Origin of the sequence: Nonomuraea sp. NPDC023979 (assembly GCF_040639085.1) — a bacterium.
GTDB classification, from domain to species: Bacteria; Actinomycetota; Actinomycetes; order Streptosporangiales; family Streptosporangiaceae; genus Nonomuraea; species Nonomuraea ceibae.
Window position 1 is genome coordinate 74,537 of sequence record NZ_JBEZZG010000022.1, and the last position, 15,873, is coordinate 90,409.

The window sequence follows — 15,873 nt, forward strand, 5'->3', positions numbered from 1 at the left end:
GAAAGGGAGCCCGATGCTCGTCATGAGGGGGATCGTCAAGCAGTTCCCCGGCGTGCGCGCGCTGGACGGGGTCGACCTGGACGTGCGGGCGGGCGAGGTGCACTGCCTGCTCGGCCAGAACGGCGCCGGCAAGTCGACACTGATCAAGGTCCTGGCCGGCGTCCACCAGCCGGACGAGGGCACCGTGGAGTTCAACGGCGCGCAGGTGCGCCCGTCAGGCCCGATGGACGCCATCCGGCTCGGCTTCGCCACCATCTACCAGGAGCTCGACCTGGTCGACGGGCTCAGCGTCGCCGACAACATCTTCCTCGGCCACGAGCACGCCCGCCTCGGCTTCGTCAACACCGGCGCCGGCCACCGCGCCGCCCGCCAGGTGCTCGAACGCCTCGGCCACGGCGAGATCCGCCCCTCCACCGAGGTCGGCAGGCTCTCACCCGCGGCCAAGCAGGTCGTCTCGATGGCGCGGGCGCTCTCCCACGACGCCCGCCTGATCATCATGGACGAGCCGTCGGCCGCGCTCGCCCACGACGAGGTCGCCAACCTCTTCCGCATCATCCGCGAGCTCACCGGCCAGGGCGTGGCCGTCGTCTACATCTCCCACCGGCTGGAGGAGATCCGCGAGATCGGCGACCGCGTGACCGTGCTGAAGGACGGCCGCACCGTCGCCGTCGGCCTGCCCGCCCGCGACACCCCCACCTCCCGCATCGTCTCGCTGATGACCGGCAGGAACGTCGAGTACGTCTTCCCGCCCCGCGCCGCCCGGCCTCCCGGCGACCAGGTGCTGGAGGTCGAGGGCCTGACCTCGCCCGGCGCCTTCCACGACGTCAGCTTCAGCGTCCGCGCCGGCGAGATCGTCGGACTGGCCGGCCTGGTCGGCTCCGGCCGCTCGGAGATCCTCGAAGCGGTGTACGGCGCGCGTCCCGCCTCTGGCAGCGTCGTGCTCGCCGGGAAGCGGTTACGCCGCGGCGGCGTCGTCACCAGCGTCCGCCGGGGCATGGGCCTGGCCCCCGAGGAACGCAAGGCCCAGGCCCTCCTCCTCGACCAGAGCGTCACCGCCAACATCACGCTGGGCAGCCTGCCGGGCTTCGCCAGGTTCGGCTGGATGAACCGGGCCCGCGAGCGCGCCGAAGCCGAACGCCTGGTCAAAGCGCTCGACATCCGGCCGCCCGACCCCGAACGGCCGGTCAAGACCCTGTCCGGCGGCAACCAGCAGAAGGCGGTGCTCGCCCGCTGGCTGCTCGGCAGCCGCCGCCTGCTCCTGCTCGACGAACCGACCAGAGGCGTGGACGTGGGCGCCAGGGCGGAGCTGTACGCGGTCATCCGCGACCTGGCCGACCAGGGCATCGGCGTCCTGCTGGTGTCCAGCGAGGTGCCCGAGGTGCTCGGCCTGGCCGACCGCGTGCTGGTGGTGCGCGAAGGCGCGGTCATCCACGAGGCCGCCGCCGGAGAACTCGACGAGCACCGCGTGCTCGACATGATCATGAATGGGAGAGCGGCCTGATGAGCGACGCCCGAAGACCGCCCGCGGCGGTCCCCGAGACCGGCGGAGCCGCGCCACCACCGGCCCGCGCCACCCTGAACTCCCTCACCGGAGCCCGCCACCTGGGCCTGCTCGTGGCCCTCGGCCTGCTCGTCGTCGTCGGCCTCGTCACCCGGCCGGAGAACTTCGCCACCGCCTCCAACCTCGTCAGCATCCTCTCGCTCGCCGCCACCATCGGCGTGATCACCGTCGGCGCCACCTTCGTCATCATCGGCGGCGGCATCGACCTGTCCGTCGGTGCGATCATGGCCCTGGCGTCCGTCTGGGCCACCACCGTGGCCACCCAGGAGTTCGGGCCCGTCGTCATGGCCGTCTGCGCCATCCTCGTCGGCACCGGCACCGGGCTGGTCAACGGCCTGCTCATCGCCTACGGGCGGCTCGTGCCGTTCATCGCCACGCTGGCCATGCTGGTGGCGGCACGCGGCCTGGCCCAGCGCATGTCGGACCGCAAGACCCAGCTCATCGACGGCGAGGGTGCGATCGCCGCCCTGTCGACCACCCGCATCCTCGGCATCCCGCTGCTCGTCTACATCTTCGCGCTGGTCGTGGTGCTCGGCTGGATCCTGCTCAACCGCACCACCTTCGGCCGCCGCACCTACGCCGTCGGCGGCAACCCGGAGGCCGCCAGGCTCGCCGGCATCGACGTCCGGCGGCACACGATGCTCCTCTACGCCCTGTCCGGGCTGTGCTGCGGCATCGCCGCCATCCTGATCATGGCGCGCACGACCACAGGCTCGTCCACCCACGGCGACCTGTACGAGCTCGACGCCATCGCCGCCGTCATCATCGGCGGCACCCTGCTCACCGGCGGCCGCGGCACGATCATCGGCTCCATCCTGGGCCTGCTCATCTTCACGCTCATCACGAACCTGTTCATCCTCAACGGCCTCAACACCAGCGACCAGCTGATCGCCAAGGGCCTGATCATCGTCGTCGCCGTCCTTCTCCAGCGGCGAAACCTGAAGGAGAGAGCACCATGAGCAACAACGTCGCGCGCAGGGGATTCCTCGTCGGCGGTCTCGGCGGCGCCGCGCTCTTAGCGGCGGGCTGCACCAGCAACGAGCCGTCGGCCTCGCCCACCACGGCCGCGCCGCAGCCGGCCCCGGCGGCCAGCGGCAACGACGAGCCCGGCGACAAGGTCGTCATCGGCTTCTCGGCGCCCGCCGCCGACCACGGCTGGATCGCCGCCATCGCCAAGAACGCCGAAGCCACCGCCAAGCAGTATCCCGACATCGAGTTCAAGCCGGTCGAGCCGACCAACGACATCAACCAGCAGATCTCCGCCGTCGAGTCGCTCATCGCCGCCAAGGTGAACGCGCTGGTCATCCTGCCCAACGACGGCCAGCAGCTCAACCAGATCGCGCTGCGCGCGACCGAGGCCGGCATCCCCGTGATCAACCTCGACCGCGTCTTCCCGGACAAGCTCGCCTACCGGACGTGGATCGGCGGCGACAACTACGGCATGGGCGTGGCCGCCGGTCACCACATCGGCAAGGCGCTCAAGGACAAGGGCGTGTCGAACCCGGTCATCGTGGAGATCCAGGGCATCGCCACGCTCCCGCTCACCCAGGACCGCAGCAAGGGCTTCGAGGACGCGCTGAAGACGTACGGGTTCAGCGTGACGGCCAAGCAGGACGCCAAGTTCACCGTGGAGACGGGCAACCAGGTGGCGACAGGCCTGCTCCAGGCGCACAAGAAGATCGACGCGATGTGGAACCACGACGACGACCAGGGGGTCGGCGTGCTGGCGGCGATCAAGGAAGCGGGACGGAACGAGTTCGTCATGGTGGGCGGCGCGGGGTCGGCCAACGCCATGCGGGAGATCCAGTCGGGCACGTCGGTGCTGCAGGCCACGGTCACCTACAGCCCCACGATGGCCTCCTCGGCCATCAAACTGGCGCGCCTGATCGCCCAAGGCAAGGGCATGAGTGACCTCGTGGAGAACCAGGTTCCGCAGTCCATCACGCTCGCGTCCGAGACCATTACCAAGGAGAACGTCGAGAAGTATCTGGACCTCGGCTTCGAATCCTGATCGGGGGTTGCATGTCAGCAAGAACCGTCGGCGTCGGCATGATCGGTTACGCCTTCATGGGCCGCGTCCACTCCCAGGCCTGGCGCAGCGTCGCCGCCTTCTTCGACGTGCCGGCCGTGCCGCGGATGCGGGTGATCGCCGGCCGGTCGAAGGAGGCGACCGAGGCGGCCGCCGAGCAGCTGGGCTGGGCGGAGGCGGTGACCGACTGGCGTGAGGTGATCGCGCGTGCGGACGTCGACGTGGTCGACATCTGCACGCCCGGCGACACGCATGCCGAGATCGCGATCGCCGCCCTGCGCGCGGGCAAGCACGTCATCTGCGAGAAGCCGCTGGCCAACACGGTGGCCGAGGCGGAGGCCATGGTGCAGGCCGCCGCCTCGGCGACGGGGCGCAGCATGGTGGCCTTCAACTACCGGCGGGTCCCGGCGGTGGCGCTGGCCAGGCAGCTCGTGGAGCAGGGCAGGCTGGGGGAGATCCGGCACGTGCGGGCCCAGTATCTGCAGGACTGGATCGTCGACCCGGACTTCCCGCTGGTGTGGCGGCTGCGCAAGGACAAGGCGGGCTCGGGCGCGCTCGGCGACATCGGCGCGCACATCATCGACGCCACGCAGTTCATCAGCGGGCAGCACATCGTCGGGGTGTCCGCGCTGATGGAGACCTTCGTCAAGGAACGGCCGCTGCCGGAGTCGTCGTCGGGGCTGTCGGCCGGGGGCGGCTCCGGCCGGGGGACGGTCACGGTGGACGACGCCGCCCTGTTCACCGCGCGGCTGTCGGGCGGGGCGGTGGGCTCGTACGAGGCCACCCGGTTCGCCACGGGCCGCAAGAACGCGTTGCGCATCGAGATCAACGGCTCGCTCGGCAGCCTCGCCTTCGACTTCGAGTCGATGAACGAGCTGTGGTTCAGCGAGGGCGGCCGGGGCTTCGAGCGCATCCTCGTGACCGAGCCCGACCATCCGTACGTCGGAGCCTGGTGGCCGCCGGGTCACGGGCTCGGCTACGAGCACACGTTCACGCACGAGATCAAGGACTTCCTGGAGGCGATCGCCGAGGGGCGCGACCCTTCGCCGTCGTTCGCCGACGGGCTGCGGGTGCAGCGCGTGCTCGCGGCGGTCGAGCGGAGCGCGGCCGACGGGAGCCGTTTCACCGCTGTGGAGGACTCATGAGACCCATCACGCTGTTCACCGGTCAGTGGGCCGACCTGCCGTTCGAGGAGGTGTGCAGGCTGGCCGCCGAGTGGGGCTACGACGGCCTGGAGATCGCCTGCTCGGGTGACCACTTCGACGTGGCGCAGGCGGTCGCCGACCCGTCGTACGTGGAGCAGAAGCGCGCCCAGCTCGACAAGCACGGCCTCAAGGTGTGGACGATCTCCAACCACCTGGTGGGCCAGGCCGTCTGCGACCATCCGATCGACGAGCGGCACAAGGCGATCCTGCCGGCCCGGATCTGGGGGTCGGGCGATCCGGAGTCGGTGCGCCAGGCGGCGGCCGAGGAGCTGAAGAACACCGCGCGGGCCGCCGCGCTGCTGGGGGTCGACACGGTGGTGGGCTTCACCGGCTCGTCGATCTGGCACACGGTGGCGATGTTCCCGCCGGTGCCGGCGTCGATGGTGGACGCGGGCTACCAGGACTTCGCCGACCGCTGGAACCCGATCCTGGACGTGTTCGACGAGGTGGGGGTGCGGTTCGCGCACGAGATCCACCCGAGCGAGATCGCCTACGACTACTACACGACTGTCCGCACACTGGAGGCGATCGGCCACCGGCCCGCCTTCGGCCTCAACTGGGACCCGTCGCACATGGTGTGGCAGGACCTCGATCCGGTGGCGTTCATCCTGGACTTCGCCGACCGGATCTATCACGTCGACTGCAAGGACACGCGGATGCGCGTGGGCGACGGCCGCCGGGGCCGGCTGTCGTCGCACATGCCGTGGGCGGACATGCGCCGGGGCTGGGACTTCGTCTCGACGGGCCGGGGTGACGTGCCGTGGGAGGACTGTTTCCGGGCGCTCAACTCGATCGGTTACGCGGGCCCGATCTCGATCGAGTGGGAGGACGCGGGCATGGACCGGCTGGACGGCGCCCGGGAGGCGCTGGCCTACATCCGCGACCTCAACGCGATCACGCCGCCGGCGACGGCGTTCGACGCGGCGTTCTCGTCGGGCTGACGACCTCTCCCCGCACGGGCCGCGTCCAGTACGGGGGCGCGGCCCGTGCTTTTTATGGATATTTCGGAAAAAGTGCTTTAAACACCAACCTTTTTATGACGGTGCGCTTAAATCGGTAACTCAGCGCTTTGTGATCTAGGTCGCATTCTCTATTTCCTATTTCACCCTGATATGCGGTCGTGATACTTCTGTGACGCCGTGCGATCAGGGGACGGAGGGGCGTGACACCGTACTACGCCCCTCCGCGGTCGCACGTCGCCAGGCACTTGACGTGAGGAAACCATTTGCGCACCGTCATGAAGAGCACTGTCGGCAAACTGGCGCTCGGGGTCGCCGCCGTAACCGCTCTCTCGGGGGTTCCCGCCGCCCACGCGGCCGAGCCGCCCACCGCCGTGGAGGCCGCCTCCGCGCAGGCGGCCAAGACCGGCCAGGCCGTGCCCGTGCCGAGCCTGACCGACGAGAACAGCACCACCGTCGCCAACCCCGACGGCACCCTCACCGCCACCATCACCTCCGGCCCGTCCAACGTGAAGCAGGGCGACCGGTGGGTGCCGATCGACACCACGCTCGTCGCCGAGGGCGGCGTGCTCAAGCCGAAGGCCGCCAAGGCCGACGTCACCGTGTCCGCCGGCGGCGAGGGCCCGCTGGCCACGATGGTCGACGAGCAGGGGCGGAAGTTCTCCCTCCAGTGGCCGCAGGCGCTGCCCGCGCCCAAGGTCGCGGGCAACGTCGCCACGTTCGCCGACGCCGCCGGGCCGGGCGCCAACCTGGTGGTGACCGTCCTGCCGACGGGCTTCCGGCACGACGTGGTCCTCCGTACGAAGCCGTCCGGGCCGATCGAGCTGCGGATCCCCGTACGGACCGAAGGGGTGGAGCTGGGCGAGGCCGCCGACGGGCGGCTGGAGCTCAGGAGCGACGCCGGCGAGGTCGTCGCGGCCGGCGCCAAGCCGGTGATGTGGGACGCCAGTGGGCGCGGCAAGCCGCGCGGCGACGCCATCGCCCCGGTCGAGGCCGCCGTGCGGACCGAGAACGGCGCCAAGGTCCTGGTGCTGACGCCGGACGCGGAGTTCCTGTCGGACCCGAAGCGGGTCTACCCGGTGACCGTCGACCCGACGATCACGCTGCCCGGCGTGGAGGTCGACACCGACGTGGCCACCTCCTGGGCCTCGCACCCCGGCGACGCGATGATCATCGCGGGCACCATGCCGTGGGAGAACGGCCAGGGCGGCGACGTGATGCGCAGCCTGGTCAAGTTCGACACCAGCGCGTTCACCGGCAAGCGGGTGCTGTGGGCGGGCCTCGGCATGTGGAACGTCGAGACCAACGCCTGCGGCCTGCGCGTCGGCTCCGGCCTCACCGCCGAGCGCGTCACCGGCCCGTGGGACGAGAACAACCTCAACTGGGACAACAAGCCCCCCACGGTCAAGGAGGGCTCCTCCACCGTGCGCGCCGGGCTCGGCCGCACCTGGACCGAGCCCTGCGCCGGCGGCCCCGGGTTCCTGACGTGGGGCGTGACCGGCATCGCGCAGGCGTGGGCCAAGGGCGCCCCCAACCACGGCATCCAGCTGCGCGGCGCCGACGAGAGCGAGGCCACGAACTGGCGGGCGTTCGCCGCCTTCGAGAACAAGGAGCAGGGCGTCAAGCCGCCCACGCTGGCGGTCGTCTACTGGCGCTAGCTCGGGTAGGACTGGGGGATGGATCTCGACTGGACCGCCGAGCTGCACGAGCAGCTCTCCTGGCACTGGACCAGGCAGCTCCGTCCCCGCCTCGACGGCCTGAGCGACGAGGAGTATCTCTGGGAGCCGGTCCCCGGCTCCTGGAGCATCCGTGACGGCGTCATCGACTGGGCCTACCCGCCGCCGGAGCCCGCGCCGGTCACCACGATCGCCTGGCGGCTGGCCCACGTCGTCGTGGGCGTCCTCGGCGCCCGCACGGCCGCCCAGTTCGGCGGCCCCGCCGTCGACTACGGCACGTTCCCGTACGCGACGACGGCGGCGGGCGCCCTGGAGCAGCTCGACGAGGCGTACGAGCGCTGGTCGAGCGGCGTGCGCTCGCTCGGGCCGGGCGACCTGGCGCGGCCCGTCGGCCCCTCGGAGGGCCCGTACGCCGACCGGCCGCTGGCCACCCTGGTGCTCCACATCAACCGGGAGGTCATCCACCACGGCGCCGAGGTCGCGCTGCTGCGCGACCTGTGGGCGCACCGCTGAGCCGTCAGTCCATCACCACGATCTGGCGCAGCACCTCGCCGCCCCGCAGCGCGGCCACGGCGTCGTTGAGGTCGGCCAGCCGGATCCGCGAGCTGATCAGCGACTCCAGGTCGAGCTGCCCGGCCTTGTAGAGCTTGGCGAAGTAGGGGAAGTCGTGCCGCACGTCGGCCTCGCCGTACAGGCTGGACAGCAGGTTCTTGCCCTCGAACAGCAGGCTGAAGGCGGAGATCGACACCATGTCGTCCGTGGCGCCCGCGCCCACCACGACGACGTCGCCGCCCTGCCGGGTGAGCTGCCAGGCGCTCTGGATCGTGGCGGCCTTGCCGACGACCTCGAAGCCGTAGTCGAAGCCCTGGCCGCCGGTGAGCTCGGCCAGCGCGCCGGGGACGCCCTCGGGGGTGACCGCGTGGGTCGCGCCGACCTTCCTGGCCAGCTCGTGCTTGGACTCCAGCGGGTCGACGGCCAGGATCGTCCTGGCGCCGGACACCCGCGCGCCCTGGATGACCGACAGGCCGACGCCGCCGCAGCCGATCACCACGACCGTGGAGCCGGGCCGCACCTTGGCGGTGTTGACCACGGCCCCGACGCCGGTCGTGATGCCGCAGCCGATCAGCGCCGCCGCCTCCCACGGCACCTCCGGGTCGATCTTGATGGCGCCCTGCCAGGGCACCACGATCTCCTCGGCCCAGGTGCCGCAGCCGGCCATGCCGAAGGCCGTGGTGTCGCCGCCGAACCGGAAGTTGCCCTTGGTGAACGACTCGATCATGTACTTCGGGCAGAGGAACGGCTGGCCGCCCAGGCACAGGTCGCACTCCTGGCAGGCGGGGCGCCAGCTGATCACCACGTGGTCGCCCGGGGCGACCGAGGTGACGTGGGCGCCGACCTCCACCACCTCGCCCGCGCCCTCGTGGCCGGGGACGAGCGGCACGGGCTGCGGCAGCACGCCTGACATGGCCGACAGGTCCGAATGGCAGACGCCCGTCGCCCGGATCCGCACCCGGACGTCCGCCGGGCCCACCGGGGCCAGGGTCACGTCGTCGCGGATCTCGAGCTTGTCATCGCCTACGGCGTGCAGAAGCGCGGCGCGCATGGGGGATTCCTCCTGTCGGGCTATTCCTCTAGGGAAAGTGCGGCTTTGGGACAGGACCGCACCGCGTGACGCACGCGGTCCAGCATCTCGGGGGGCGGTTCGGGCAGCAGGACGTGGAGTTCGTCGTTGTCGTCCACCTCGAACACCTCTGGCGCGAGCCCCATGCACACGGCGTTGGCCTCGCAGACCAGGTAGTCGACGTTGATCTTCATGTGAGCCTCCGGTGATCCCATGAGACCACTTTGCCGGGCTCCACGGCGTACGCGAACCGTTTCCGGCCGGTCTGCTCGACATAGGGGCGCAGGAGGTCGTCCGCCACGCCCGGGGTCGTCCTGCGGGCGACGGCCATGCCGACCTCCATCGGGTCGTCCAGTCGCACGGCCTCGCCGTAGATCAGGACCCCGCGCAGCTCGGCGTAGTCCTCGCCGGCCTCGATCAGGCAGCTCACCCGGCGGTCGCGCGCCAGGTTGCGGGCCTTCTGCGACTTGGCGTACGTCCAGAAGGTGATCCGGCCCTTGCCGTCGAGCCCGTGGAACATGGTCACCAGGTGCGGGGTGCCGTCGGGGTTGATGGTCGCCAGTTGCAGCTTCCTGGCCCCCTCCAGCAACGCGGTGACCTCGTCGTCCGGCATCGCGATGCGAGCGCGCTGATTCACGCTGCCAGTAGAACAGGTTGCATTATGCCGGGCAAGAGGGCGACGGAATGTTGTTCGGTTCGACTAGGGTGCAGGGCTATGACGATGCCCCCCGCGCTGCGTTACGCAGCCGAGCACGCCAAGGGATTCATGCCGTCGCAGGAGGGCCTGGCGCTGTTCGAGACGGCCTGCGTCTACGGCCCGCGCGGGCCGATCTGCGAGATCGGCACCTACTGCGGCAAGTCGGCCATCTACCTCGGCGCGGCGGCCCGGCAGACCGGGTCCGTGGTCATCACCGTCGACCACCACCGGGGCTCGGAGGAGATCCAGCCCGGCTGGGCCCACCACGACCCCACGCTCGTCGACCTGCGCTTCGGCAAGATGGACTCGCTGCCCACCTTCCGCGCCACGATCGCCGCCGCCGGGCTGGAGGACGAGGTGATCGCGATCGTCGGCGGGTCCGAGCGGGTGGCCGCGCTCTGGGCCACGCCGCTGGGCATGCTGTTCATCGACGGCGGCCATTCCGAGGAGCCGGTGACCCGCGACTACGAGGGCTGGGCGCCGCACGTGGTGATCGGCGGCGCCCTGGTCTTCCACGACGTCTACCCCGACCCGGCCGACGGCGGGCAGGCGCCCTACCGCGTCTACCGGCGCGCGCTGGAGTCCGGCGCGTTCACCGAGGTGCGCGCCGAGGGCTCGCTGCGGGTCCTGGAGCGGGTGGCCGACGGAATCTAGACCTGGTGGCGGCGCGCCCAGAGGCGGCGCGTGTGCGCCTGCCAGGCCTGGTAGTCCTCGTGGGTGTGCGGGTCGTGGCCCAGGATCATCAGCGCGGTGTCGGCCCACGCGGCGGCCTCCTCGGGCTCGCCGCCGGTGAGGATCGGCACCGCCTGCGCCACGTGGTCGGGCAGCGGGCCCGCCTGCGCCCTGGCGGCCACCGCGAACGCGCAGCCCTGCGCCAGGTGCGGGCGGAAGCCGTCGGCGCCCGCGTGGTCGGTGAGCCACCACAGCTCGTCGGCCTCCGCGCCGCCCGTGTAGGCCGCCGCGAAGCCGACGCCGCTCCACAGCGCCGCCCGCCGGATCGCCGGGTACGAGGCCACCCTCGCGGCCACGTCGTCGGGCGAGGCGCAGTCGTGATACCACAGCAGCCTGCCGAGCCCCTGGTCGAAGAGCGCGCAGTGGGCCCGGGAGAGCAGGTCGGGCATGGCGCGCTCGCCCACCATCCGGTCCGCCCTGGCCATGCTCCACCCGAACCCGAACCCGTCGACGGCCAGCCAGCGCAGCAGCGGGTGCGCCCGGCGTCCGGCGCGGACCGGGCGCAGCCGCAGCAGCGCGTAGCCGCGGCCCGCGCCCAGGTGGGCGGCGAACGGGTGATGTGCGGCGGGGCCGGCCAGTAGCTCGCGAAGGCGCCGGCCCCGGGTCAGTGTGATCAGATCGAGCACCGCGCACGCGGCCCCGGCGCCTTCGTAGGCGAAGGCCCGCTGGTCGTGCGGCAGATCCTCGATCCTCTCGATTTCCTCCGAAATAACGGCATTGAAGCCGAAGACATATGACTTTTCGGCATTCTCGATGACCGTCCGGGAAGGTCCCCGCGTCAGCCGGAACCTCCGCCTGCTCAGATCGGATTCGCAGGCATCCTTCATCAGATACCTCCGCCACCCGCGCACCTGCGCCGGCGTCGGCTCGGTCCCGACCTGCTCCAAGAACGTTGTTGTGCCCGTGTCGCCCACGCTTCCCCCGAAGACGCCTCGTACGGCCACCCACGAACCTAGTAACCGCAATACGCCATTGCCCGCAACCGCTCGGCTTGTCCGGGCAAAGGATCGGCAAAACCCCTTGCGGCCTCGGAACGCGGCTCGTACGGGAAAGTCAGGCGCGGGCGGGGGTGCAGCCGCAGACGTCGGCGCGCACGGGCGCGGGCGAGGTGGCGGCGACGTCGCGGAAGAGGCCCGAGCCGCCCGTGAGGCCCGACAGGGCGTCGGCGGCGAGCACGACGGCGGCGGCCGTGTAGCCGGACCGCTCGTGCGGGAAGTGCTTGCGGTTGGCGAACTGCCAGCCCGTCCAGTACGAGCCGTCCTCGTGCCGCAGGTGCTGCATGTCGGCGAACAGCGTCGCGGCCCGGTCACGGTCGCCGGCCGCGTCCAGCGCCAGCACCAGCTCGCACGTCTCCGCCCCGGTCACCCACGGCTGGTCCGACACGCAGCGGATGCCGAGCCCCGGCACCACGAACGTGCCCCACTCCCGCTCCAGCAGCTCCATCGCCTGCGCGCCGCGCACCGCGCCGCCGAGCACCGGGTAGTACCAGTCCATCGAGAAGCGGCTCTTGTCGGCGAACGCCTCCGGATGGGCGGCCAGCACGTGCGCCAGCCGGTCGGCGGCCAGCTCCCAGTGCGGCTGCGGGTCGCCCAGCCGGTCGCCGAGCCGCACCCCGCAGCGCAGGCCCTGGTGGATCGAGGAGCAGCCGGTCAGCAGCGCGTAGTCGGCCGCCCTGCCGTGCGCGTCGCGCTCCCACACGATCTCGCCGCGCCCGGTCTGCAGCCCGGCCACGTAGTCGAGCGCGGCCTTGACCATCGGCCAGCGCTCCCGCGCGAAGTCCTCGTCGCCGTTCACGAGCAGGTGGTGCCAGAGCCCGACCGCGACGTACGCGGCGTGGTTGGACTCGCCGCCGTGCTCGACGGCCGCGCCGCCGGTGACCTTCATCGGCCACGAGCCGTCCTCGCGCTGGTGGCGCGCCAGCCAGTCGTAGCCGCGCGCGACCGGCCCGGCGAGCCCGGCCACCGTCATGGCCATCAGGCACTCGACGTGGTTCCACGCGTCGACGTGCCCCTCCGGCCACGGCACGCCGCCGTCGTCCTGCTGGATCGCCGCGATGCTCTCGGCCGTGCGGACGACCTGCTCGCGCGGGATCACGCCTCGGGCTTCCTGACGTAGAGCACGACGCTCTTGCCGATGACCGGGTTGAGCAGGGCCTCGGCGATGCGGGTGGCGGCCGGGCGCTTCATGATGTCCCACACCAGCAGCTCGTGGTACGCCTTGGCGAGCGGGTGGTCGTCGTTGTTGACGCCGACCGCGCACTTGATCCACCAGTAGGGCGCGTGCAGGCCGTGGGCGTGGTGGTGCGGGCCGATGACGAACCCGGTGGCCTTCAGCTTGGCCGACAGCTCCGCCAGCGTGTAGATGCGCACGTGCCCGCCGGGGGCCGTGTGGTAGTCCTCGTCCAGCGCCCAGCAGATGCGCTCGGGCAGGAAGCTCGGCACGGTGATCGCGGCGGTGCCGCCCGGCTTGAGCACCCGGAAGATCTCCCGCATGGCCGCCATGTCGTCGGGGATGTGCTCCAGCACCTCGGCCGCGATGACCCGGTCGAACCCGCCGTCCTCGAACGGCATGTCCAGCGCGGTGCCCTGGACGGTCTCGCCGGAGGCCCCCAGCGGCACCTCGCCCGCCTTGTCCATGGCCACGAACATGGCCGCCACGCTGTCGAGCTCGGCCTGGTCCATGTCGAACGCGACCACGTCGGCGCCGCGGCGCAACACCTCGAAGGCGTGCCTGCCGCCGCCGCAGCCGAGGTCGAGCACGCGCACGCCGGGCCCGACGGGCAGGCGGTCGAAGTCCACGGTGAGCACTGGGCGAATCTCCCTTGCAGGTCAGCGGGTACGACGGGCCGCGATGGCCTCGCGGTAGGCCTCGACGGTCTTCTTCGCGACGACGGTCCAGGTGTAGCGCTCCATGACCCGGTCGTAGCCGGCCTTGCCGACGCGCTCGCGCTCCTCGGGCGAGTCGTGCAGGCGGCGCAGCACGGCGGCCAGCTCCTCCGGGTCGCCCGGCGTCACCTGCACGGCGGCGTCGCCGACCACCTCGGGCAGCGCCCCGGTGCGGCTGGCGACCAGCGGCGTGGCGCACGCCATGTGCTCGACGGCCGGCAGCGAGAAGCCCTCGTACAGCGACGGCACGACCGAGATCTCCGAGGTGGCGATCAGCTCGCCCAGCTCGTCGTCGGAGATGCCGTGCAGGAACCGGACCCGGTCCTCCAGCGACAGCTCCTTCACGAGCTGCTCGGTCGGCCCGCCGGGGGTCGGCTTGCTGACGACGGTCAGGTTGACGTCGCGCTCGGTGGCGAGCTTGGCGACCGCCCGCAGCAGCGTCGAGACGCCCTTCATCGGGGAGTCGGCGCTGGCCACGGCCACGATCGAGCCCTTGCGCCGGGGCTTGTCCGGGCGCGGGTGGAAGTAGCGGGTGTCGACGCCGAGCGGGATCAGGCGCATGTTGGCCTGCGGCACGTTGAAGTCACGGTGGATGTCGGCCAGCGACGACTCGCTGACGGTCAGGATCGGGTTCAGCCGGGGCGCGACCTTGGCCTGCATCTTCACGAACCCGTACCAACGGCGCATGGTCAGCTTCTTGGCGCCCTTGGCCGCCTCCAGCTCGATGCGCCGGTCGACGCTGATCGGGTGGTGGATGGTGCCGACCACCGGGAACAGCTTCTGGATGCCGAGCAGGCCGTAGCCGAGCGTCTGGTTGTCCTGGACGACGTCGAAGTCGCCGACGCGCTTCTTCAGCTCGCGGTGGGCGCGCAGCGTGAACGTCAGCGGCTCGGGGAAGCCGGCCGTCCACATGGTGCCGACCTCCAGCACGTCGATCCAGTCGCGGTACTCGGCGAGCTTGGGCGTGCGGAACGGGTCCTCGTCGCGGTAGAGGTCGAGGCTGGGCACCTCGCGCAGGATGACGCCCTCGTCGAGCTCGGGGTAGGGCGGTCCGGAGAACACCTCGACGTGGTGGCCGAGCGCGACCAGCTCGCGTGTCAGGTGGCGGAGGTACACGCCTTGGCCACCACAGGTGGGCTTGCTGCGGTAGGACAGCAGCGCGATCCGCAGCGAGTCGCTCACGGACACCCCTTTCTCCTGCCCGGTAGGCCCCGTGGAAGGGCGTGTACCGTGAAAGATGACCTTAGTCCGAGAAGGCTACCATTCGGTAGGTCATCTGGAATTGTTCACAACGGCTTCGACAGGCCGTGCGAACTGCGACGTTGCCGTGACCGAGCGTGGTTCGGTGGAACGTGTTCTAGGTGAGCGGTCATGGGCATGGCAGTACATTCCATCCCAATGGATGCGGCGGCACAGTTGGAGGACCCGTTGGCCAGGCGCGCTCTGATCACCGGCATCACCGGCCAGGACGGTTCCTACTTGGCGGAGCACCTGCTCGGCCAGGGATACGAGGTGTGGGGGCTGGCCCGCGGCCAGGCCAACCCGCGGCTGTCGCGGATCCGCAAGCTGCTGGCCGACGTCCAGGTGGTGCGCGGCGACCTGCTCGACCAGGGTTCGCTCATCTCGGCGGTGGAACGCGTTCAGCCCGACGAGGTCTACAACCTGGGCGCGATCTCGTTCGTGCCGATGTCCTGGGAGCAGGCCGAGCTGACCGCCGAGGTCACCGGGATGGGCGTGCTGCGCATGCTGGAGGCGATCCGGGTGTGCTCGGGCGTGTCGCGAGGGTCGCGGGACTCCGGACAGATCCGCTTTTATCAGGCTTCGTCCTCCGAGATGTTCGGCCAGGTCGCCGAGACGCCGCAGAACGAGGCCACCGCCTTCCACCCGCGCTCGCCCTACGGCGTGGCCAAGACGTACGGCCACTTCCTCACGCAGAACTACCGCGAGTCCTACGGCATGTTCGCCGTCTCCGGCATCCTGTTCAACCACGAGTCGCCGCGCCGGGGCGCCGAGTTCGTCACCCGCAAGGTCTCGCTCGGCGTGGCGCGGATCAAGCTCGGCCTCGCCGCCGAGCTGCGCCTGGGCAACCTGGAGGCCCGGCGCGACTGGGGCTTCGCCGGCGACTACGTCCGGGCCATGCACCTGATGCTGCAGGCCGGCACGCCCGAGGACTACGTCATCGGCACCGGCCACATGAAGTCGGTGCGCGAGCTGGCCGAGGCGGCGTTCGCGGCGGCCGGGCTCGACTGGGAGCGCTACGTCGTCACTGACAGCTCACTGCACCGCCCCGCCGAGGTGGACCTGCTCTGCGCCGACCCGAAGAAGGCCCGGGTGCAGCTCGGCTGGGAGCCGACGGTCTCGTTCGACGAGCTCGTGGCCATGATGGTCGAGTCCGACCTGCGGCTGCTGACCGACGGCGGCGACCCGGACCAGGAGAGTTCCTGGCCGTAGTGCCCTCCCGGAACCACCCCGCGCTTCCGCGCGCCCTATTGACAAGCAAGTTTTTTA

General features: G+C 71.0%; 16 protein-coding genes. 9 read left to right on the forward strand and 7 right to left on the reverse strand.

The genetic code is table 11. The features are described from left to right. The first annotated feature begins 13 nt into the window (after window positions 1-13). The 7 genes from AB0G11_RS31610 to AB0G11_RS31640 all read left to right on the forward strand — a co-directional run bounded on the left by AB0G11_RS31610 (window position 14) and on the right by AB0G11_RS31640 (window position 7,943). Window positions 14-1,501 carry a sugar ABC transporter ATP-binding protein gene (locus AB0G11_RS31610; protein ID WP_219500910.1) on the forward strand — a complete coding sequence of 496 codons (1,488 nt, stop codon included), beginning with the start codon at window positions 14-16 and terminating at the stop codon, window positions 1,499-1,501. Then, the gene (locus AB0G11_RS31615; RefSeq protein WP_246644110.1) at window positions 1,501-2,520 is read left to right on the forward strand and encodes an ABC transporter permease; all 1,020 of its coding nucleotides are present in this window, start codon (window positions 1,501-1,503) and stop codon (window positions 2,518-2,520) included. Before AB0G11_RS31610 ends, AB0G11_RS31615 begins: the two co-directional genes overlap by 1 nt. Next, window positions 2,517-3,572, forward strand: coding sequence for an ABC transporter substrate-binding protein (locus tag AB0G11_RS31620; protein ID WP_219500911.1), 1,056 nt, complete (start codon window positions 2,517-2,519; stop codon window positions 3,570-3,572). Before AB0G11_RS31615 ends, AB0G11_RS31620 begins: the two co-directional genes overlap by 4 nt. A gap of 11 nt (window positions 3,573-3,583) precedes the next feature. Beyond that, complete coding sequence (locus AB0G11_RS31625) at window positions 3,584-4,735, forward strand: Gfo/Idh/MocA family oxidoreductase (protein ID WP_219500913.1); 1,152 nt, start codon at window positions 3,584-3,586, stop codon at window positions 4,733-4,735. Then, window positions 4,732-5,736: a sugar phosphate isomerase/epimerase family protein gene (locus tag AB0G11_RS31630; protein WP_357590269.1), complete on the forward strand. Its 1,005-nt coding sequence runs from the start codon at window positions 4,732-4,734 to the stop codon at window positions 5,734-5,736. Before AB0G11_RS31625 ends, AB0G11_RS31630 begins: the two co-directional genes overlap by 4 nt. Before the next feature lie 296 nt (window positions 5,737-6,032). Continuing rightward, window positions 6,033-7,412, forward strand: a complete 1,380-nt coding sequence (locus AB0G11_RS31635; protein ID WP_357590271.1) for a DNRLRE domain-containing protein — start codon at window positions 6,033-6,035, stop codon at window positions 7,410-7,412. Between the two features lie 18 nt (window positions 7,413-7,430). Beyond that, window positions 7,431-7,943 (forward strand): DinB family protein, encoded by a 513-nt coding sequence (locus AB0G11_RS31640; protein WP_219500915.1) that lies wholly within the window; start codon window positions 7,431-7,433, stop codon window positions 7,941-7,943. A gap of 4 nt (window positions 7,944-7,947) precedes the next feature. Here the strand turns inward: AB0G11_RS31640 and AB0G11_RS31645 are convergent, their stop codons facing one another. Genes AB0G11_RS31645 through AB0G11_RS31655 form a run of 3 tightly spaced genes read right to left on the reverse strand, consistent with a single transcriptional unit; the run spans window position 7,948 to window position 9,688 of the window. Further along, a complete protein-coding gene (locus AB0G11_RS31645) occupies window positions 7,948-9,033 on the reverse strand; it encodes a zinc-binding dehydrogenase (protein ID WP_219500916.1) in 1,086 nt (361 codons plus the stop codon). Between the two features lie 20 nt (window positions 9,034-9,053). Continuing rightward, on the reverse strand, window positions 9,054-9,245 hold the full coding sequence (locus AB0G11_RS31650) for a ferredoxin (RefSeq protein ID WP_219500917.1): 192 nt from the start codon (window positions 9,243-9,245) through the stop codon (window positions 9,054-9,056). After that, on the reverse strand, window positions 9,242-9,688 hold the full coding sequence (locus AB0G11_RS31655) for a pyridoxamine 5'-phosphate oxidase family protein (protein ID WP_219500919.1): 447 nt from the start codon (window positions 9,686-9,688) through the stop codon (window positions 9,242-9,244). Before AB0G11_RS31655 ends, AB0G11_RS31650 begins: the two co-directional genes overlap by 4 nt. Window positions 9,689-9,772: 84 nt before the next feature. On the opposite strand from AB0G11_RS31655, the gene AB0G11_RS31660 reads away from it, so the two are divergent. Continuing rightward, window positions 9,773-10,402: a class I SAM-dependent methyltransferase gene (locus AB0G11_RS31660; RefSeq protein WP_357590334.1), complete on the forward strand. Its 630-nt coding sequence runs from the start codon at window positions 9,773-9,775 to the stop codon at window positions 10,400-10,402. Here the strand turns inward: AB0G11_RS31660 and AB0G11_RS31665 are convergent. The 4 genes from AB0G11_RS31665 to AB0G11_RS31680 form a co-directional block, all read right to left on the reverse strand. Further along, window positions 10,399-11,307 carry a DUF1702 family protein gene (locus AB0G11_RS31665; RefSeq protein ID WP_357590336.1) on the reverse strand — a complete coding sequence of 303 codons (909 nt, stop codon included), beginning with the start codon at window positions 11,305-11,307 and terminating at the stop codon, window positions 10,399-10,401. The genes AB0G11_RS31660 and AB0G11_RS31665 overlap by 4 nt on opposite strands. 226 nt (window positions 11,308-11,533) lie before the next feature. After that, on the reverse strand, window positions 11,534-12,574 hold the full coding sequence (locus tag AB0G11_RS31670) for a prenyltransferase (RefSeq protein WP_219500923.1): 1,041 nt from the start codon (window positions 12,572-12,574) through the stop codon (window positions 11,534-11,536). Further along, a complete protein-coding gene (locus AB0G11_RS31675; protein WP_219500925.1) occupies window positions 12,571-13,287 on the reverse strand; it encodes a class I SAM-dependent methyltransferase in 717 nt (238 codons plus the stop codon). The genes AB0G11_RS31670 and AB0G11_RS31675 overlap by 4 nt, the downstream gene beginning before the upstream one ends. A gap of 21 nt (window positions 13,288-13,308) precedes the next feature. Next, entirely contained in the window at window positions 13,309-14,553 is a 1,245-nt protein-coding gene (locus AB0G11_RS31680; protein WP_219500928.1) for a glycosyltransferase family 4 protein, read from the reverse strand. A gap of 240 nt (window positions 14,554-14,793) precedes the next feature. Here AB0G11_RS31680 and AB0G11_RS31685 point away from each other — a divergent pair, with 240 nt between their 5' ends. Further along, the gene (locus tag AB0G11_RS31685; RefSeq protein ID WP_246644112.1) at window positions 14,794-15,816 is read left to right on the forward strand and encodes a GDP-mannose 4,6-dehydratase; all 1,023 of its coding nucleotides are present in this window, start codon (window positions 14,794-14,796) and stop codon (window positions 15,814-15,816) included. The last annotated feature ends 57 nt before the right edge of the window (window positions 15,817-15,873 follow it).